The sequence below is a fragment of the Bradyrhizobium sp. WSM4872 genome (genome assembly GCF_055811715.1).
On record NZ_JBVVPT010000010.1, the window covers coordinates 42,250 to 60,777 of the forward strand.

The following is an 18,528-nucleotide window of genomic DNA, read 5'->3' on the forward strand; positions in this document are numbered from 1 at the left end:
GCAAGCTGTGATGCGGCGCTTGATCTGGCTCTCAGTTGTCGCGGCGATTGCGATCGCCTATCCGCTGCTGCTGTCCTCGCCGTTCCAGCAGCGCGTGGGCGCGCTGGTGCTGCTTTATGCGATTGCGGCATCCGCATGGAATATCGTCGGCGGCTATGCCGGCCAGGTTTCGGTCGGCCACGTCGTGTTCTTCGGCTGCGGTGCTTATGCCGCGATGGGATCTTACGCAAAGTTCGGCCTGTCGCCCCTGTTCGGCATTCCCGGCGGGATCGTGCTCGCCGTGGCGCTGGCCGCGATCATCGGCGTGCCGACGCTGCGCCTGTCGGGCCATTATTTCAGCATGGCGACAATCGCGGTCGCCGAGACGATGCGGCTGATCGTAACCAACACCGACTGGCTCGGTGCGGCGGTCGGGCTCTCCGGGCCGACGGTGCCGCGCAACATCTTCGATCTCTCGTTCCTGTCGTCGCTGCCGTACTACTATCTCTTCCTCGCAATCCTCGCGATCACTCTGTTGATCACCTGGTGGATGACCAACAGCCGCATGGGATTTTACTTGCGCGCGATCAAGGATTCCGAGCGCGCGGCGCGCTCGCTCGGCGCACCCGCCAGCCGCACCAAGCTCTACGCCTACATGCTGAGTGCGGCGCTGACGAGCGTTGCCGGCGCGCTCTATGCCATGATGTTCGGCTTCGTCGATCCCGAGTCGGGATTCGGCATCCTGATTTCGGTGAAAATTCTGATCATGGCGGCGCTCGGCGGGGCAGGGCTATTGTTCGGACCTTTGGTCGGTGCCGCGATCCTGGTGCCGCTGGAGGAGATCTCCAACAGCTGGCTCGGCGGCAAGGGCGCCGGGCTCACCTTCGTGCTCTATGGCGCGATCATCGTCGTGATCGCGCGTTTCCAGCCGGGTGGCTTGCTCAGCCTGCTCACGCGGCGCAGCAAACCGACCAAGGACACGGGAGCTGGCCATGCTCCTTGAGGCACGCGCAATCACTAAGGCGTTCGGCAGCTTCAAGGCGGTGGACGACGCCTCCGTGACCTTGGAGCAAGGCGACATCCTCGGCTTGATCGGCCCGAACGGCGCGGGCAAGTCCACCTTCTTCAATTGCCTGACTGGCGATCTCAAGACCACCTCGGGCCGCGTCCTGTTCGAGGGCCGCGACATCACCGACTTCACGCCGGAGCTGCGCGCCGGACTTGGGCTCGCCCGTACCTTCCAGGTGCCGCAGACCTTTGAGGGCATGACGGTGCTGGAAAACGTCATGATCGGCGCCTTTCTGCGCACCTCGCATCGCAAGGACGCCGAGACCAAAGCGCGCGCGGTGCTTGAGCGCGTTGGCATGATCAGGCTTGCGGATGCGCCGGCACGCTCGCTCGGCACGCCCGGCCGCAAGCGGCTGGAGATCGCACGGGCGCTCGCGACCGAGCCGAAGGTGCTTCTGCTCGACGAAGCCATGGCCGGCCTCAACGCCCATGAGGTGAGGCTCGCCATCGATCTGGTGCGCGACATTCACCGTTCCGGCATCACCCTCGTGATCGTCGAGCACATCATGGAAGTTATTATGTCGCTCGCCAGCCGCGTGATGGTGTTCCACCAGGGCAAGGAGATCGCCCGCGGCTCGCCGCGCGAGGTCACCTCCAACCCGGCGGTGATCGAGGCCTATCTCGGCAAGCGTGCAGCGAAGGCAGCCGCCGGCCACACGCCAGTCGAGCTGATGGGCGGGCCGGACCTATGAGCGAGCCGTTGCTGCGGATCGAGCACCTCGAGGTGCGCTACGGCGATCTCATCGGCGTGTCCGACGTCTCGCTGGAGGTTCCCGAAGGCAGCGTGGTCGCGCTGCTCGGCTCCAATGGCGGCGGCAAGACCACGACGCTGAACGCGATCGCCGGCCTCATTCCCGTGCATTCCGGATCGATTCGCTTTCGCGGCGAGGACATCGCGGGCGAGAAGGCGTTTGCGATCGTGCGCAAGGGGCTGGCGCTGTCGCCGGAAGGTTGGCGGCTGTTCGTGCAGCAGAGCGTCGAGAACAATCTTCTGCTCGGAGCAACGCCGCTGCGCGACAAGTCGCGTCGGGCCACGCTGCTCGAACGCGTCTACGAGATCTTTCCGCGCCTGAAGGAACGCCGCAATCAGCGCGCCGGCACCATGTCCGGCGGCGAGCGGCAGATGCTCGCGGTCGGGCGCGCGCTGATGAGCGACCCGAAGCTGTTGATGCTGGATGAACCGTCGCTCGGTCTCGCGCCGGCGGTGGTCGAGTCCATGTACGAGACCTTCGGCCGCCTGCATCGCGAGGGCCTGACCATTCTGCTCGCCGAGCAGTCGATCGAGCTCGCACTGGAGGTCTCGGATTTCGCCACGGTGCTCCAGGTCGGCAAGAGCGTGCTGTCAGGCACGGCGGCCGCGCTCGCGGAGGATCCGCAGGTGCAGAAGGCTTATCTCGGGGTGGACTGATCGGCGTCCGTTCGCAGCAACCGCGGGATGTCAGCGAATGATGTTATGCTTGCAGTTTGCGAGCCTGCCGGGAGATTGGATCGTGTTCTCAGACGGGCTCGGATTCGATGTTGGGGTCGCCCGACAACTTTTGAAGGAAGTCGGGGACGGCGAAGGCGTCGCCTATCTGGAGGCGTTCATCGCGAAAGGCTCTGTCATGGCCATGATCGAGATGGCTGAATATCTGCATGACAAGGGCGATCAGCCAGCCAGTCTGGCGCTGATGGCGCGAGCCGGGGCATCGATCGCTGCCGACGATTGCGAGTCATGGCTCTAGCTCGCCGGAGCCTTGCGAAGAGGGCTCGGGGCCGGAACCCCCAGGGAGCGCTACTTCAGGGCCTTCGATCTGAAGGAGCGGGTGGCCGAGTCAGGTCATTTGGCGACGATCCGAGAGATGATCGTGAATTGTTTTGACGGCCTCAACGGCACGCCGAAAGATAATGAGCGTGCCGTGTATTGGCTCAGCAAAGCCGCGGAGCTCGGGGACGAGGAGGCGAAGCAGATCCTTCGCGAGGAAGGACTGTCATAGCTCCGCCTGAAGCAGCAGCAACAGGCAGCCGGCCAGCCGCGTCTCCATCTCTTTCGACGAAAGCGACAGCGGGCCGGGATCGTTGAGGATGGCGTTCACCAGCGTACCGAGGACGATTTGGAAGCCGAAGGCGATGGTGCGGGTCTTGGCAACCTTGCGTCGCTTGCCCATGGCCGACAGCAGGAGAGGGGTGGCGCCCATCGTGGTGGCTTTCGCCAGCGCCTTGAACGCCGACCATTTGTCCGGGCGGTTGTCGTCATGCTGGAGCGCGGCGCGCAGCACGCCCTCGTGGTTGCGCATCCAGGCGATGATGCCTTTGACAACGATTTGGCAGAGCTCGCCAAGGCCTGTCTCGGGCGACGGCTGCCTGATCTCGCCCAGTCGGTGCTCGCCGTCGCGCGCGGCCAGCGCCATCAACGCGTTGAAATAGGCCTCCTTGCTCTCGAAGCGGCTGTAGAAGGCGCCAACGGTGGCGCCGACCTCGGTGCAGAGTGCTTCGATCGAGAGCTCGGCGAGGCTGCGCGTCCGCAGCATCTCGGCGCCGGCGCGCAGCAGCGCCAGCGTCGTCTCTCTGCTGCGCTTCTGGCGCGACGGGGCGACGCCGGGCAGGTCGAAATCGCGAACCCCGGGGTCTTCGGAACGTGGCTGCTTCCGTGCTTGCATCGCGGCTAAATGATAATCATAATTCTTATTATAATTTAGGTGGGGACGAGCTGCGGGTCAACCGTGGCCGTCCGCGGCCACCCAGGCCGGCCGAACAGGGAGGATCAGATGAGTGCAGGCAGCGATACGCGGTTTCGCGGCACCGTCGGCAGGACGGTTGCGGACTCAAAACCCTGGTGGCCGGATTCGCCAAGGCCGCCCGAGGGCGCGCCGAACATCCTGGTGGTGCTATTCGACGACGTCGGCTTCTCCGATTTCGGCTGCTACGGCTCGGCGATCCGGACGCCGACCATCGACCGGCTCGCCGCCGAAGGCTTGCGCTATTCCGGCTTCCATACCACAGCGATGTGCTCGACGACGCGGGCTGCGCTGCTGACGGGGCGCAACCATCACTCGGTCGGCGTCGGGTGTCTTGCCAATTTCGATTCCGGGTATCCTGGCTACCGCGGCAAGATCGCGCGCGAGGCGGGGACACTCGCCGAGATGCTCCGCACCCACGGTTATCGCAACTACATGGTCGGCAAATGGCATGTGACGCCTCTGACCGAGAGCGGCGCCACCGGCCCGTTCGACGGTTGGCCGCTTGGCCGCGGCTTCGATCGCTTCTACGGCTTCCTCGACGCCGAGACCGACCAGTACGCGCCGGAGCTCGTCTCCGATAACACGCATGTCGATCCCCCGGGCACCTATGCCGACGGCTACCATCTGACCGAGGACCTGATCGACCAGTCGATCCGCTTCATCGGAGATCACGTCGCCGATCGACCGGATATCCCGTGGCTGACCTGGGTCGCGCTGGGGGCCTGCCACGCGCCGCACCAGGCTCCGATGGATATCATCAGGAGCTACGACGCCTCGTTTGCGCACGGCTGGGACGTCGAACGCGAGCAGCGGCTCTCGCGTCAGAAGGCGTTGGGACTGGTGCCGGAGGGAACGCGGATGCCGGCGCGCAATGACGGCGTGAAAGCCTGGGAAGATCATTCGGCCGACGAGCGTCGCGTCTTCACGCGCCTGCAGGCGGCCTTTGCCGGAATGCTCGACCATTCCGATCGTCATCTTGCACGCCTCGTCTCATTTCTGGAGAAGGCCGACATTCGCGACAACACCATGATCATCGTGATGTCCGACAATGGCGCGAGCCAGGAGGGCGGGCCGCTCGGTTTCGTCAACGCGATGGGCCCGTTCAACTTCAAGCCGGAGCCGATCGCGGAGAAGCTGAGCCGCATCGACGACATCGGCGGGCCGGACACCCACAGTAATTTTCCGCATGGCTGGGCGATGGCCTCGAACACGCCGCTGCGCCGCTACAAGCAGAACACCCATGGCGGCGGCATCCGCGATCCCTTCGTCATCAACTGGCCGAAGAAGATCGCGGGCACGGGCGAGCTGCGGCACCAGTTCGTGCACGCCTGCGACCTCACGCCGACGCTGCTGGAGCTGATCGGCATCGAGGCGCCCACGACGATCGCTGGCTGCCGGCAGATGCCGCTGGAAGGCGATAGCTTCGCGCGCTCGATCATGGACGCGTCTGCTCCTTCAAAGAGCTCGCCGCAATATTTCGAGATGTTCGGCCATCGCGGCCTCTGGAAGGGCGGCTGGAAGGCGGTCGCCTTCCATCCATCGGGCACGCCGTTCGAGAGCGACAAATGGGAGTTGTTCCATCTCGATGAGGATTTCTCCGAGACCGATGATCTCGCGGCGAAAGAGCCGGAGCGGCTGGCAACGATGATCGCAGCATGGTGGGCGGAGGCAGAGAAGCACAACGTGTTACCGCTCGACGACCGGTTCGGGCCGCGCTTTGCGGAGAATGCTGCGCGCTTTCACGGTGCCCGCCATCGTTTCGTCTTCCATGCTGGCATGGGCCATGTGCCGACCGATGTTGCACCGGACGTACGCAGCCGTAGCTATACGATCGAGGCGCATGTCGAGCTCGACGAGGCGGGTGCCGACGGCGTGCTGATCTCGCATGGTGATGCGACGTCAGGCTATAGCCTCTACGTCAAAGGGGGGCACCTCGTGCACGACCTCAACATCGGCGGCAGTCACCAGATCATCCGCTCGGACCGCAAGGTGCCGTCGGGCGCGCGGCGGCTCGGCGTTCACGTGAAGCGTCTCGTGCGCCAAGAGCCGCCGGCGAAGGGCTCGCGCACCGGTATCACCGACTACACGCTTCTGATCGATGGCGAGAAGGCGGGATCGCTGCAGACCCAGCTGGGATTCCACACGCTGATCTCGTGGTCGGGCCTCGACATCGGCCGCGACCGCGGCAGCCCGGTGTCGCATTACGAGGCGCCGTTCGAATTCACCGGACGGCTCTCGCACGTCAGCGTGACCATGCACGACGACCAGAAGCTCGACGGCGACGCCGTCGGCAATGCGCAGATGGCGCGGCAGTGACGACGATACGGCTACTTGATCTTGTCGTAGGCGGCCGCGAAATCGCCCAACGGCATCGGGATCGCGATCGTTTCCTTGGCCATGTTCTGGAAGGAGACCTTCAACTGCTTGCCCGAGCGCAGGGCCGCGAGCAGGTCCGGCGCAATCGGCGTCGAGGCGTAGCAGCCGCGATTCTCGCAGGTCTGGATTGGGAGATCGACCGTCTTGCCTTCGTCGACCTGGAGCTTGGCGCCGATGGGAAGGTTGAGGCCGAGCGGCAATTGCAGCAGCGCCACCGGCGTGCGGGTGTCGGACGCGATGCGGATGTTGATCAGGACGATGGTCTGGCCAGTCTTGGTCAGCACTGCGTTTTGCTCCATCGCGCATTCGAGCGGTGCGTCGCGGCTGACGCTGGTGCAGCGCACGACCCAGCCGGGCTGCTGCGCCGGAGCGCCGTCAGCCTGCGGTTGCGTCGGAGCCGGTGCGGGCTGTGCCACCGGGGCAGAGGGAGCCGCGTTCTTCTTGGCGCCTTGCTGGGCATGCGCGGTGCCCGCCGACAACAGGACAGCGGTGGCAAGGGCGACAAATCTGGATTGCATGGGCATGGCAAGACCGCATTGACGTGAACCGAGGGCCTCGCTGTAACGTCGTGAGACGCGCGGTGCAAGCTGCTACTCGGCAGCTTCCTTTACGGTGCCGTGCTCGACCCTCTCGTCGCCTTCGCCGTCACCCTTACGGCCCCAGCCGGAGAACCAGTTGTTGAGCTCGTCGAGATAGAGATAGACGACCGGCGTGGTGAACAGCGTCAGCGCCTGGCTGACGATTAGACCGCCGACCATGGCGTAGCCGAGCGGCTGGCGAATCTCGGCGCCGGTGCCGTGGCCGAGCATCAGCGGCACGCCGCCGAGCAGGGCAGCCATCGTCGTCATCATGATCGGACGGAAGCGCAACAGCGCCGCCTGCCGGATCGATTCCGCCGGCGTCTTGTGCTCGTCGCGCTCCGCGGCGATGGCGAAGTCCACCATCATGATGCCGTTCTTCTTCACGATGCCGATCAGCAGAATGACTCCGATCAAAGCAATGAGGCTGAACTCGAAGCCGGCTGCCATCAGGATCGCGAGCGCGCCGACGCCGGCCGAGGGCAGGGTCGACAGAATCGTGATCGGGTGGATGTAGCTCTCGTAGAGGATGCCGAGGATCAGATAGACCACCACCAGCGCGGCGAGGATGAGGAGCGGCACAGTGCCGAGCGACTGCTGGAACGCCTGTGCCGTGCCCTGGAAGCTCGAATTGAGCGTCGGCGGCGCGCCGAGATCGGCCATCGCCTTCTGCACGGCCTCCGTGGCCTGGCCGAGCGCGACGCCCTGGGCGAGGTTGAAGCTGATCGTGATCGCCGGGAACTGGCCCTGGTGGCTGATTGAGAGCGGCCGAACCGGGTCGGTGCTCCAGGTCGCAAACGTCGACAGTGGCACCTGGTCGCCGGTCAGCGGAGATTTCAGGTAGAGCTTGTTCAGGCTCTCGAGGCTGCCCTGCATCTCCGGCAGGATCTCAAGGATCACCTTGTAGGTGTTGAGCTGGGTGAAATACTGCGTGACCTGACGCTGTCCGAACGCGTCGTACAACGTATCGTCGATCAGCTGCGGCTGGATTCCGTAACGCGCTGCCGTATCGCGGTTGATCTTGAGCTGGACCGTGGTGCCCTGGGTCTGCTGGTCGGTCGCGACGTCGCGCAGTTGCGGCAAGGTCTGCATCTTGGCGAGGATCTTGGGCGCCCAGTCGTTGAGCTCGGCGAGATCGGCGTCCTGCAGGGTGAACTCGAACTGCGTACGGGTCGGCCGGCCGCCGAGCCGGACGTCCTGGGCCGCCTGCATGTAGAGGCGGGCGCCGGACACCTTTTCGAGCTTGGGACGCAGCCGGGCGATGATCTGCTGCGCGGAGGCATTGCGGACGCTGAGCGGCTTCAGCGTGATGAACATGTTGCCGTTGTTGCCGGCGCGGCCGCTGCCGCCGATGTTCATTGCGATCGTTGCGACGTCGGGATCGTCCATTACGATCTTGCCGAGCTCGACCTGGCGGCGCTGCATCTCCGCGAACGAGATGTCCTGGGAGGCTTCCGAGGTCGCGGTGATCAGGCCGACGTCCTGCTGCGGGAAGAACCCTTTCGGGATCAGGACGAACAGATAGATCGACAGGGCAAGGGTCGCGAAGAAGATCGTGAGCGTCGTGCGGCGCCAGGCCAGGGCATGGTCGAGCACCCATTCGTAACCGCGCAACATCCGGTCGAAGCCGCGCTCGCTCCACTGGTAGAACTTGCCGTGCGTGACCTCGCCATGGGCGCGCAGGAAGCGCGAGGCCATCATCGGCGTCAGGGTCAGCGACACGAACATGGAGACGAAGATCGTCATCGCCAGCACGACGGCGAATTCGCGGAACAGGCGCCCGATGATCCCGCCCATCAGCAGCAGCGGAATTAGCACTGCGACCAGCGAGATGCTGATCGACACGATGGTGAAGCCGATTTCCTTGGAGCCCTTGAAGGCGGCCGCCATCGGCGATTCGCCTTCCTCTATATAGCGGGTGATGTTTTCGAGCATCACGATGGCGTCGTCGACGACGAATCCGACCGCGATGGTGAGAGCCATCAGCGACAGATTGTCGAGCGAATAGCCGACGACCCACATCAAGGCGCACGCGCCCAGCAGTGCCAGCGGCACCGTGATGGTGGGAATGACGGTCGCCCAGAAACTGCGCAGGAAAATGAAGATGACCATGACCACCAGCGCAATGGTCAGCAGCAGCGTGAACTGGACGTCCTCGACCGCGGCGCGGATCGTCGTGGTGCGGTCGCTGATGAGCTCGATCTTGATCGCGGGCGGGATCGCGGCGACGAGGCGAGGCAGAGTGGCCTTGATCCGGTCGACGGTCTCGATGACGTTGGCGCCTGGCTGCTTGAATATCACCAGGAACACGCCGCGCTTGCCGTTGGCCCAAGCCGCCTGTTTGGCGTCCTCGGCGCCGCTGACCGCCTGGCCGACATCGCGGATTCGCAAGGGACCGCCATTGCGATAAGCGATGATGACGTCGTTCCAGTCCTTGGCCTGGGTGAGCTGGTCGTTGGCGTAGATCGTGTAGGCGCGCTTCGGACCGTCGATGTTACCCTTCGGGCTGTCGACCGTGGTGATCGCAATCTGGCTGCGCACGTCCTCCATCGACAGGCCCTTGGCGACGAGTTTCGCCGGGTCGATCTGGATGCGGATGGACGGTTTCTGCTGGCCGCCGATGAAGACCTGCGCGACGCCGGAGAGCTGGCTGATCTGCTGGGCGAGCTGGGCGTCGACCGCGTCGCTGACACTGGTCAGCGGCAATGTCTCGGAGGTCGCCGACAGCAGCAGGATCGGGGCGTCGGCCGGGTTGACCTTGCGATAGGTCGGCGGCGAGGGCAGGTTCTTCGGTAGCTGACCGCTCGCGGCGTTGATGGCGCCCTGCACGTCGTTGGCGGCGCCGTCGATGCTGCGGTTGAGGTCGAACTGGATGGTGATCGACGCGGTGCCCAGATAACTCGTCGAGGTCATCTGGGCGATGCCGGGGATCTGGGCGAATTGCCGTTCGAGCGGCTGGGCCACCGACGAGGCCATGGTCTCCGGGCTGCCGCCCGGCAGATTGGCGGTGATCTGGATGGTCGGGAAGTCCACCTGCGGCAGGGGCGCGACGGGCAGCAGGGGATAGGCGACGAGACCGACGAAGAGAATGCCGGCCATCAGCAGCGAGGTGCCGATGGGATAACGGATGAAAGGTGCCGAAATCCCGCCCGCGTTCATTCCTGTCGAACCTTGTTCTGAGCCGGATCCGTACTCGCCACGGCCGTGGAGACGAGGCTTCCGGGCTGGACCTTGAATTGGCCGCCGGTGATCACCTGCTGCCCGGGCGTGAGCCCTTCGTCCACGACCGAACGTCCGTCGATGGCGTAGCTGACCTTGATCTTGTGCACCTCGGCCTTGTTGTCCTGATTGACGGTATAAGCGTAGAGTCCATTGGTGGAGTGCTGGACCGCGTCATCCGGAACAACGGTCGCATCTTTCAGAGTACGCACCAGAAGGCGCGTCGACACCGACTGCCCGGGCCACAGCGCGTGGTCCTTGTTCTCGAAGACCGCCTTGAGCCGGATCGTGCCGCTGCTGGTGTCGACCTGGTTGTTGATGACCGCGAGCTTGCCCTCGGCCAACGTCTTCTTGCCGTCGGTGGTGAAGGCGATCACCCTGAGCGCGCCGGCCTTCTGGCCCTCGCTGATATAGGGCAGCTGATCCTCCGGCGCGGTGAAGATCACCGAGATCGGCTCGACCTGCGAGATCGTGACGATGCCGGTCTGCGTCGAGGAATTGACGATGTTGCCGATGTCGACCTGGCGCAGGCCCGCGACGCCGGTGATCGGCGCCTTGACCTGGGTGTAGTCGAGCTGGGTCTGCGCGTTGGAGATCGAAGCTTCGTCGGCGGCGATCTGGGCGTTGAGCTGGGCGACCGTGGAGCGCTGGGTATCGACCCGCTGGGCGGTGGCGAATTCGCCGAGCTTCATGGCGCGCTGGAGCTCGAGATTGGCATTGGCCAGATTTGCCTCGTCCTGGGCCTTCTTGGCCTTGGCCTGGTCGAGCGTGGCCTGATAGGGGCGGGGATCGATCGAGGCGAGGAGCTCGCCCTCCTTGACGATCTGACCTTCGGTGAAGGCGATCTTGTCGATCTGGCCGTCCACCCTGGTCCGGACTTGGACGGTGTTGAAGCCCTGAACCGTGCCGAGACCGGTCAGGTAAACCGGAAAGTCCACCTTCTGGACCGGCGAAACGCTCACGGGGACAGCGGGCGGGCGCTGCGGCCCCTTCTGTGCGGCCTGGGTTTTTCGGGCGTCGGGCGAGCCGAATTTCTGCCAACCATAGTAACCCGCGGAGGCCACGGCCGCGATGATCAGAATCCAGAGGATCGGCCGGGACTTGTTCATATCGTCTCGTGTCGGCTCTTGTGCCTTAAGTACGAATTATGAGGCAATCATAGGGTTCCAGGGCGCTTGTATAATACACGCCAAGTTCCAGTGTAAACAGCACTATCGGTTGAGAATCCTAAACAATTGGAAAGCTTTGCACTGCTTAGGCAGCTCCGTGTCACTACGGTGTGCAGTGCTGCATTTTCCTGTCAGGAACGATCAGCGTGCAAAGTCTGTGCAATGCTCGAAAGCGGTGTGCTCTGGACAGAGCGGCGCTGCGCATGGGCCGCAAGGCGATGGCCCGCAAGAACGGTTCTAAATCGTGGGACGGCCGTTTCGGTTGTCAGGAAAACCGGCATCGGTCATATCGGCGCGCCACAACGGGAGCGCAGCATGGACGAACTGAACGGCAAGCTGATCGCGTGTCAGATCCTGATCATGGGACTGATCGCGCGCGTCGCCAACGAGCAGCGCGATCCCTTGCGCTTTCTCACCGACTTCCGCGACGAGATCAGAGCCGTCGTCGGCGGCGTCAACATTGCCGGCATGGACAACAGCGATCGCGTGCGCGCGGTGGCGCAGAAGACCGTCGATGAATTGTTCTCGCTGATGAAGCCGCCGAGCAGCGATTGACGATGCGCGCGCGACCGCCGGATTTCGCAGCATTTTCGCGCTCTCTTTAGAACTAATCCAATCTCGATTTAGAACGGTTTCAAACTGCAATTTAGAATCGCTTTGATCTGGACTTATTCAAGGGTTCTCGCGGCTTACTCGCATTGACCCGCTATTTTGCGGCCGATACCAACACTCCAATCGCTCATCGAAGTGAATGGGCGAACAGGAATATGGGGCGTGTTTGGTAATGGGGCAGGTGGTCGCACCGAAGTCGTTGCGTTCGGTCGCAGCATTCGATGAAAAGTTCACGGGCGTTTCCGGCAAGAAGGTCTCGGCTGTCGCGGGCCTGATCGCGGCAGCATCGGTGTCGGGCGGCGCGGAGGCGCAGCAGTCGAACCTGCCGCCGGTAACAGTCGATGCGCCGGTCGCGCGTCCGCGCCCGGTGGCTTCGAAGCCGACGGCGGATCAGGTCCGCGCGCGCAATGCGCTTCGCCGCGCCGCGCAGCGGCAGCAGGCGGCGCAGCAGACCGCTCCCACCACGCCGTCCGGCCCCGCCGACGCCAATCCGTATGCGGATCCGGTCGCGCCCTACAAGGTCGATCACGTGCAGGCCGGCGGAAAATTCCCGGAGAAGCTGGTGGATACGCCGAAATCCATCACGGTTCTCAGCAAGGAAGTGCTCGCGGACAAGAACGCCACGTCGCTGAAGCAGGCGATTCTGAGCACGGCCGGCGTGACGCTCGGTTCAGGCGAGGGCGGCAATGCGTTCGGAGACCGTTTCTTCATTCGCGGCTTCGATGCTCGCAACGACATCTTCATCGACGGCGTTCGCGATTCCGGCGTGAGCGTTCGTGAGAACTTCTTCACCGAGCAAGTTGAGATCCTGCGTGGTCCCGGCTCGACCTTTTCCGGCCGCGGTGTCGCTGGCGGTGCGATCAACATCGTCACCAAGCAGGCAAATTCGGACAAGAGCTTCTACAACATGGACACGACGTTTGGCACCGACCAGACCAAGCGTGTCACGCTCGACGTCAACCAGGTGATCAATCGGACGCTCGCCGTTCGCGCCGGCGGTCTGTTTCAGGACGCCAATGTCGCCGGTCGCGACTACGTCAAGGACGACCGCAACGGCGCCTTCGTCGCGACGACCTGGAGGCCTGTCGACGCCGTCAAGGTCACCGCTGGCTACATCCATACCGAATTGACGGGAGTTCCGGACTTCGGTGTGCCCTATTATCGGCCGAGCACGACCTCGGCCGCGGGCGGTCCATTCCCGGACTTCGGCGCCAACCGCAACAACTGGTATGGTCAGATCAACCGGGACTTCTTCCGGACCGGTCAGGACATCGGCACGCTCAACGCCGAGGTGCAGATCACCCCGGACCTGATCGTCAGCAACAAGTTCCGCGCGTCGCGTTCGACGCAGAATTATGTCGGAACGCTGCCGGAGAGCCCGGTCATCGCCACTCCGCTCTCGGCGTCGACGCTCACGATGAATCCGCAGAGCCGCCTGCAGATCACCGACGTGCTCGCCAACCAGACGGAGGCGACCTACAAATTCCAGGATGGGGCCGGCTTCAAGCATACCGCGCTGGCAGGAATCGAAGTCGATCGCGAGAGATCGTCGATCGATAAGTACCTCGGGCTTACCTCGGAGGGAAATGGTGTTCTCGTAACGCCAGGTGGCTCGCCGACGGGCGTCAGTGTGTTCTCTCCCCAGGACACTTATCTGCCAGGCAAAGCGCTCGCACTGGCAGGTCTGCCCATCAGCGTCGGCATCGACACCGTCAGCGGCTACGTCATGGACAGCGCGAATTATCGCGACCTGCTGATCCTCAACGGCGGCTTTCGCTACGACAATTACAGCATCAATTCATCCGGCTATGCGGCAAATGGCACGCTCGGCCAGCAGTCGGCGGAATTCCTGATCCCCAACTTCAATCTCGGGCTGACGCTCAAGCCTGCTCCGAACGGCAGCGTCTATGTGGCCTATGCCACTTCGGCGAACCCCGTCGGTGCCGAGTTCGACGGCACCAGCACGCCCTATGGCGCCTTCAATCCGACTCTCGCCGGCGGCAACACCCAGATCTTCGGGCCCGAGAAAAACAAGGCGATCGAACTCGGCACCAAATGGGAGCTGTTCGATCGTCATCTTTTGCTTACCGCGGCGCTGTTCCAGACCACCAAGGACAATGCGCGCGAGTCGCAGAACGTCGGTAGTGCGGCCGCCGCTGCGCCCTTGGGATGCGTCTATCCGACCGGAACGACCGGCAACATATCTTGCATTACCGCCGGTGCAGCCTACCGCATCCGCGGCATCGATCTCGGTATCGGTGGCAAGATCACCGACAAGTGGAGCGTGTTCGGCGGTCTCGTGCTGATGCAGTCGGAGGTGACGCAGTCGCTGGCGCCGTCGGCGAACAAGGCGCTGTATCCGACAAATGTCGGGCGTCCGCTCGCCAACGTCGCCCATGAGTCCTTCAGCTTGCTCACGAAGTACCAGCTCACCGACGTCTGGGAACTGGGTGGACAGGCGGTCTACCGTTCGAAGATCTACGGCGGCACTTTGCTCGCGGCGAACGTGGGCACGTCGCTTCCGAGCTATTGGCGTTTCGACATGTTTGCTGAGGCCAAGATCAACAAGAACTGGCAGGTCAAGCTGTTCGTGAACAACATCTTCGACAAACGCTATTACGACGCGCTGTACCAGAGCGCTGCGCCCTTCGTGCTGGAAGCACCGGGCCGTGCCGCCTATGTGGTGCTCTCGGCGCGCTACTGATGGAGCGACAGCCAGTTTCATGCTGACATGCATAGAAAACGTTCTGAGCAAAGATGATGTGGCGGATTTCCGCCGCATCATGGACGCCAGCGAATGGGAGGATGGGCGCTCCACCGCCGGCTCGCAGTCGGCGATGGTCAAGCGCAACGAGCAATTGCCGCCGGACAGCGAGGTTGCGCGCAAGCTCGGCAACCGCATCATCTCGGCTCTGACGTCGAACCCGCGCTTCATCGCGGCGGCGATCCCGCTCCAGATCTTCCCGCCGCTGTTCAACCGCTATGCGGCCAGCAGCGGCCACCATTTCGGCCTGCACGTCGACAATGCGATCCGCGGCGACCGCCTGACAGGCCTTCGCATCCGCACAGACGTCTCGGTGACGCTGTTCCTGGCCGAGCCGGAGGAGTATGACGGTGGCGAACTTGTGATCGAGGACAGCTACGGTTCGCACGAAGTCAAGTTGCAAGCCGGGGACTGCGTGCTCTATCCCTCGACCAGCCTCCATCTGGTCACCCCGGTGACGAGGGGAACGCGGGTTGCGTCTTTCTTCTGGCTTCAGAGCATGATACGGGACGATCAAGCCCGGAGCATGATCTTTGATCTCGACACCGCGATACAGGCGCTGGTGGAACGGCTCGGGCGTGACGATCCCGAAACGGTCAAATTGACGGGTATCTATCACAACCTCATTCGCTACTGGGCCGAAGTATGAAGATCATGTCCTTCCAAGCAAGCCTCGCCGCAGCTCTGGTGCTGGCGGCCGCCTGGCTTGCATCCCCTGTTTCTGCCCAGACACAGGCCGCGCCCCCGGCACCGGTCCAGTCGACGGCTCAGCCGTCCGCGGTCAGCCCGGCCCCGGTTGTTGCTCCGCCTGCGGCGCCCCAAGCTGCCGTGCCCGCGGCTGCAAAGTCCGATACGGCAGCCGGCATCGCGCCAGCCATGAAGGAACTATCGCCCTGGGTGATGTTCATGTCGGCGGACATCATCGTGAAGGCGGTGATGATCGGGCTCGCCTTTGCATCGCTGATGACCTGGACGGTACTGATCGCCAAGTCGATCGAATTGTCGATTGCCGCGACTAAGCTCCGTTCGGCGCTGAAGAAGATCGCGGAGGCGCGCTCGCTCGCGGAAGCGCAGATGGCGCTCGGCGCCAAGGAGGGCATCCTGCCGTCCTTCCTGGCGGCGGCGCTGCGCGAGGCGCGGATGTCGGCCGGCCTGTCCAGCGATACCGGCATCAAGGAGCGGGCGGCTTCGAGCTTCTCCGAGATCCTACGCGCGGAAGCGCGGCGCATCCGCGTCGGCATGGGCGTGCTCGCGACCATCGGCTCGACCTCGCCCTTCGTTGGCCTGTTCGGCACGGTGTGGGGCATCATGAACAGCTTCATCGGCATCTCGAAGTCGCAGACCACGAATCTCGCCGTCGTCGCGCCCGGTATCGCCGAGGCGCTGCTCGCCACCGCGATCGGCTTGGTCGCCGCCATTCCCGCCGTCATCATCTACAACTACTTCTCGCGCGTGACGAAGAGCTACCTCGAACTCGTCAGCCGTGCCTCGGGCGCGGCGGGGCGGTTGCTCTCGCGCGATCTCGACCGCAGCCACGGCGGCGCGCATTCGCGCGCGGCGGAGTGAACCATGGGCGTTTCGCTCGCAGACAATGATGACGACGACGATTTCGGCGAAACGCATGAAATCAACGTCACGCCGTTCATCGACGTCATCCTGGTGCTGCTGATCATCTTCATGGTCGCAGCGCCGCTGTCGACCGTCGACCTGCCGATCGATCTGCCGACGTCGAGCGCGACGCCGCAGAAGAAGCCGGACAAGCCGACCTATCTCAGCATCAAGCCCGATTTGACGCTTGCCATCGGAGAGAACCCGGTCAACCGCGCCGAGTTGATCGGCACCCTTGACGGCCTATCCGACATGAGCAAGGACAAGTATGTCTTCCTGCGCGCCGATCGCTCGGTGCCGTATGGCGAGTTGATGGGCGTCATGGAGCTGTTGCGCTCAGGCGGCTATTCGCGGGTGAAGCTGGTTGCGCTGGAAGGCGCTCCGGGGGCGCCTGCGGCAGGCGCCGCTCAGCCTTAGAGGCCCGCGATGTCGGACGAGTCCAGACCAGCCCGGACGCTTTGGATTTTGGCAGCGCTGGCGGCGCTCGCGCTGCATCTCGGTGGTGCCGCGCTCGCGCTGGCGCACCTGCGAGCCGATGACGGCGACGATGGCCTCGGCGCGGCCGGCGCGGAGTTCGCTGTCGAGATGGCCTCGCCGAAGGCGCCTGACACCGACCTTCCGCCGGGACCGGATAGCGAAGCGATGCAGGAGCAGCAGGCGCTTCCTGAGCAAAAGGCCGAGACCAAGGAAACCGAGCTTCCAAAGGATCAGTCGCAACAGGTCGACGATCCCGATCGGGTCGTCACCGAGAACATCTCGAAGAAGCCGCAGGACGAGGATCCGAAGATTGCGGCGGTCGAAACGCCCGCTGCGGAGGCCTCGCCGAAGTCCGTTGCGACGGCGCGGCAGACGCTCGACGAGGACGCGCGCGAGGCCGAGAAGGCGCTGGCTCCTGTGCTGGGCATTGGCAAGGACATCTTGAAGATAACGGCCGACTGGAACCGCAAGATTAGCGCGCACCTCACGGCCCACAAAGTCAATCCGGAGGGCAAGGAGCCCAACAATCAGAAGGTCAAAGTCAGCTTCGCGATCAACCGACGGGGCAACGTGCTTTCAGTCGACGTTGTCGAGTCGTCCGGGGACGCAGCTTACGATGCGGCCGCGATCTCGATTGTCCGCAAATCCGATCCCATCCCGCAACCGCCTGCCAGCCTGACCGACGACCGGTTCGAGCGCACCGTCGACATCATCTTCACGCCGCCGGACGCAAAGAAAAAGAAGAAGACGGCTCAGCGCCAGTAGAGCCTGATCCCGACATAGACCGCGACCAGGCAGGCGAAGATCAGCGCCACCGGAAGCGGCCGTTTCTGGGTCGCGCCTGCGGTCGCTGCCCCGAAGAAATTGGCCTTCTTCGGCTTCGGTTCTGGGCGGCGGAAAGCGGTAACATTGTCCGCCGCCGGTTCGGCCGCCCGGGGCCGGACGTCAGGCGGGGTTCCCGCGCCGCCCATCTCCGCATAGTAGGCCTTGTAGATGGCGCCGATGGTGGCCTCGGTAGCCTCACCCTCGTTCATCTGCGCCTGCAGGTTCTTGTAGCTCACGAGGAATTCCTGCGCCCCCGGAGGCAGCGCCGATGACCCGTTGAGCTTGGCCATCATCTTCCAGGTGGCGAAATCCGCGCGGGCGCGGGTATCGGCGCGTCGCGCAATCAACATATCGGCAGCTTTGACCAAGTCGGCCTCGAGCCCTTCGGCTTGTGTTCGGGTGTCTCGCTGTTCAACTACGCATTGCCGGTCAGAATGAGAACACCCTGAATCACATAACCGGTCAACGTTCGCAGTATTGCTGAAATAACATCAAGATTTAGACCGAACTGGGAGCCCGCCAGCGGTAGCAGGATCAGCAGACCGATCAGGATCAGCATCCCGAACGGCTCGAGCCGGGCCAGCGGCAGGGCGAGCGGCCGGGGCAGCAGCCCGACCGCGACGCGCCCGCCGTCGAGTGGCGGGATCGGCATCATGTTGAACACCGCCAGCACCGCGTTGATCAGCAGTGCGTTCTTGAGATTGTCGAAGATCCATTGCGCCGAGTTCGCCGGGGCCAACGGCAGGGCGTGCAGGGCAAGAGCTGCGGCCAGCGCCAGCAGGATGTTGGTGGCAGGCCCGGCCAACGCCACCCACACCATGCCGAGCCTGGGGTCGTTGAGCTTGCGGAAATTCACCGGCACCGGCTTGGCATAGCCGAACAGGAACGGCGAATGCGCGAACAGCAGCATCGCCGGCAATATCAGCGTGCCGAACGGGTCGATGTGGCGGAGCGGGTTGAAGCTGACACGGCCGAGCTGCCATGCGGTGTCGTCACCGAGACGATATGCGACGAAAGCGTGCGCAGCCTCGTGGAAAGTGATGGCGAGCACCAGCGGCAGCACCCACACCGAGAGGTCATAGAGAGAGATATTCACGGTTCGTCCGTCCCGGTTTGCCTGCGGTCTTGCAGCC

The 18,528-nt window shown here is 63.8% G+C and carries 18 protein-coding genes; 12 read left to right on the forward strand and 6 right to left on the reverse strand.

Going from position 1 to position 18,528, the window contains the following annotated elements; translation table 11 throughout:
- Positions 1-10 precede the first annotated feature (10 nt).
- The 5 genes from AC0L3C_RS16140 (at position 11) to AC0L3C_RS16160 (ending at position 3,023) form a co-directional block, all read left to right on the forward strand.
- Complete coding sequence (locus tag AC0L3C_RS16140; protein WP_473257553.1) at positions 11-982, forward strand: branched-chain amino acid ABC transporter permease; 972 nt, start codon at positions 11-13, stop codon at positions 980-982.
- Positions 972-1,739: an ABC transporter ATP-binding protein gene (locus tag AC0L3C_RS16145; protein WP_473257551.1), complete on the forward strand. Its 768-nt coding sequence runs from the start codon at positions 972-974 to the stop codon at positions 1,737-1,739. Before AC0L3C_RS16140 ends, AC0L3C_RS16145 begins: the two co-directional genes overlap by 11 nt.
- Positions 1,736-2,455 (forward strand): ABC transporter ATP-binding protein, encoded by a 720-nt coding sequence (locus AC0L3C_RS16150; RefSeq protein ID WP_473257549.1) that lies wholly within the window; start codon positions 1,736-1,738, stop codon positions 2,453-2,455. The genes AC0L3C_RS16145 and AC0L3C_RS16150 overlap by 4 nt, the downstream gene beginning before the upstream one ends.
- Before the next feature lie 49 nt (positions 2,456-2,504).
- Positions 2,505-2,771, forward strand: a complete 267-nt coding sequence (locus AC0L3C_RS16155) for a hypothetical protein (RefSeq protein WP_473278343.1) — start codon at positions 2,505-2,507, stop codon at positions 2,769-2,771.
- A gap of 123 nt (positions 2,772-2,894) precedes the next feature.
- Positions 2,895-3,023 (forward strand): SEL1-like repeat protein, encoded by a 129-nt coding sequence (locus AC0L3C_RS16160; RefSeq protein WP_473257545.1) that lies wholly within the window; start codon positions 2,895-2,897, stop codon positions 3,021-3,023.
- Here the strand turns inward: AC0L3C_RS16160 and AC0L3C_RS16165 are convergent.
- Positions 3,018-3,686 (reverse strand): TetR/AcrR family transcriptional regulator, encoded by a 669-nt coding sequence (locus AC0L3C_RS16165; RefSeq protein WP_473278345.1) that lies wholly within the window; start codon positions 3,684-3,686, stop codon positions 3,018-3,020. The two genes, AC0L3C_RS16160 and AC0L3C_RS16165, sit on opposite strands and share 6 nt — an antisense overlap.
- A 108-nt stretch (positions 3,687-3,794) precedes the next feature.
- Between AC0L3C_RS16165 and AC0L3C_RS16170 the strand changes: the two genes are divergently transcribed.
- Positions 3,795-6,083: an arylsulfatase gene (locus AC0L3C_RS16170; RefSeq protein WP_473408450.1), complete on the forward strand. Its 2,289-nt coding sequence runs from the start codon at positions 3,795-3,797 to the stop codon at positions 6,081-6,083.
- 11 nt (positions 6,084-6,094) lie between these two features.
- Here the strand turns inward: AC0L3C_RS16170 and AC0L3C_RS16175 are convergent, their stop codons facing one another.
- From AC0L3C_RS16175 to AC0L3C_RS16185, 3 genes are all read right to left on the reverse strand, one after another.
- Positions 6,095-6,667, reverse strand: a complete 573-nt coding sequence (locus AC0L3C_RS16175) for an invasion associated locus B family protein (RefSeq protein ID WP_473278347.1) — start codon at positions 6,665-6,667, stop codon at positions 6,095-6,097.
- Between the two features lie 66 nt (positions 6,668-6,733).
- The gene (locus tag AC0L3C_RS16180; protein WP_473257535.1) at positions 6,734-9,880 is read right to left on the reverse strand and encodes an efflux RND transporter permease subunit; all 3,147 of its coding nucleotides are present in this window, start codon (positions 9,878-9,880) and stop codon (positions 6,734-6,736) included.
- Positions 9,877-11,049 (reverse strand): efflux RND transporter periplasmic adaptor subunit, encoded by a 1,173-nt coding sequence (locus tag AC0L3C_RS16185; protein ID WP_473408451.1) that lies wholly within the window; start codon positions 11,047-11,049, stop codon positions 9,877-9,879. The genes AC0L3C_RS16180 and AC0L3C_RS16185 overlap by 4 nt, the downstream gene beginning before the upstream one ends.
- Positions 11,050-11,424: 375 nt before the next feature.
- Between AC0L3C_RS16185 and AC0L3C_RS16190 the strand changes: the two genes are divergently transcribed.
- From AC0L3C_RS16190 to AC0L3C_RS16215, 6 genes are all read left to right on the forward strand, one after another.
- Positions 11,425-11,664 (forward strand): hypothetical protein, encoded by a 240-nt coding sequence (locus AC0L3C_RS16190; RefSeq protein ID WP_473408452.1) that lies wholly within the window; start codon positions 11,425-11,427, stop codon positions 11,662-11,664.
- A 229-nt stretch (positions 11,665-11,893) separates the two neighbouring features.
- Positions 11,894-14,425, forward strand: coding sequence for a TonB-dependent receptor (locus AC0L3C_RS16195; protein WP_473408453.1), 2,532 nt, complete (start codon positions 11,894-11,896; stop codon positions 14,423-14,425).
- A 19-nt stretch (positions 14,426-14,444) separates the two neighbouring features.
- Positions 14,445-15,134 carry a Fe2+-dependent dioxygenase gene (locus tag AC0L3C_RS16200; protein WP_473257524.1) on the forward strand — a complete coding sequence of 230 codons (690 nt, stop codon included), beginning with the start codon at positions 14,445-14,447 and terminating at the stop codon, positions 15,132-15,134.
- Complete coding sequence (gene exbB / locus AC0L3C_RS16205) at positions 15,131-16,051, forward strand: tonB-system energizer ExbB (RefSeq protein ID WP_473408454.1); 921 nt, start codon at positions 15,131-15,133, stop codon at positions 16,049-16,051. Before AC0L3C_RS16200 ends, exbB begins: the two co-directional genes overlap by 4 nt.
- Before the next feature lie 3 nt (positions 16,052-16,054).
- Positions 16,055-16,510 (forward strand): TonB system transport protein ExbD, encoded by a 456-nt coding sequence (gene exbD, locus AC0L3C_RS16210; RefSeq protein WP_007609020.1) that lies wholly within the window; start codon positions 16,055-16,057, stop codon positions 16,508-16,510.
- 9 nt (positions 16,511-16,519) lie between these two features.
- A complete protein-coding gene (locus AC0L3C_RS16215) occupies positions 16,520-17,335 on the forward strand; it encodes an energy transducer TonB (protein ID WP_473257516.1) in 816 nt (271 codons plus the stop codon).
- Here AC0L3C_RS16215 and AC0L3C_RS16220 read toward each other — a convergent pair.
- Positions 17,323-17,745: a hypothetical protein gene (locus AC0L3C_RS16220; protein WP_473258367.1), complete on the reverse strand. Its 423-nt coding sequence runs from the start codon at positions 17,743-17,745 to the stop codon at positions 17,323-17,325. The two genes, AC0L3C_RS16215 and AC0L3C_RS16220, sit on opposite strands and share 13 nt — an antisense overlap.
- A 65-nt stretch (positions 17,746-17,810) precedes the next feature.
- Complete coding sequence (locus AC0L3C_RS16225; RefSeq protein WP_473257514.1) at positions 17,811-18,491, reverse strand: site-2 protease family protein; 681 nt, start codon at positions 18,489-18,491, stop codon at positions 17,811-17,813.
- Between the last annotated feature and the right edge of the window lie 37 nt (positions 18,492-18,528).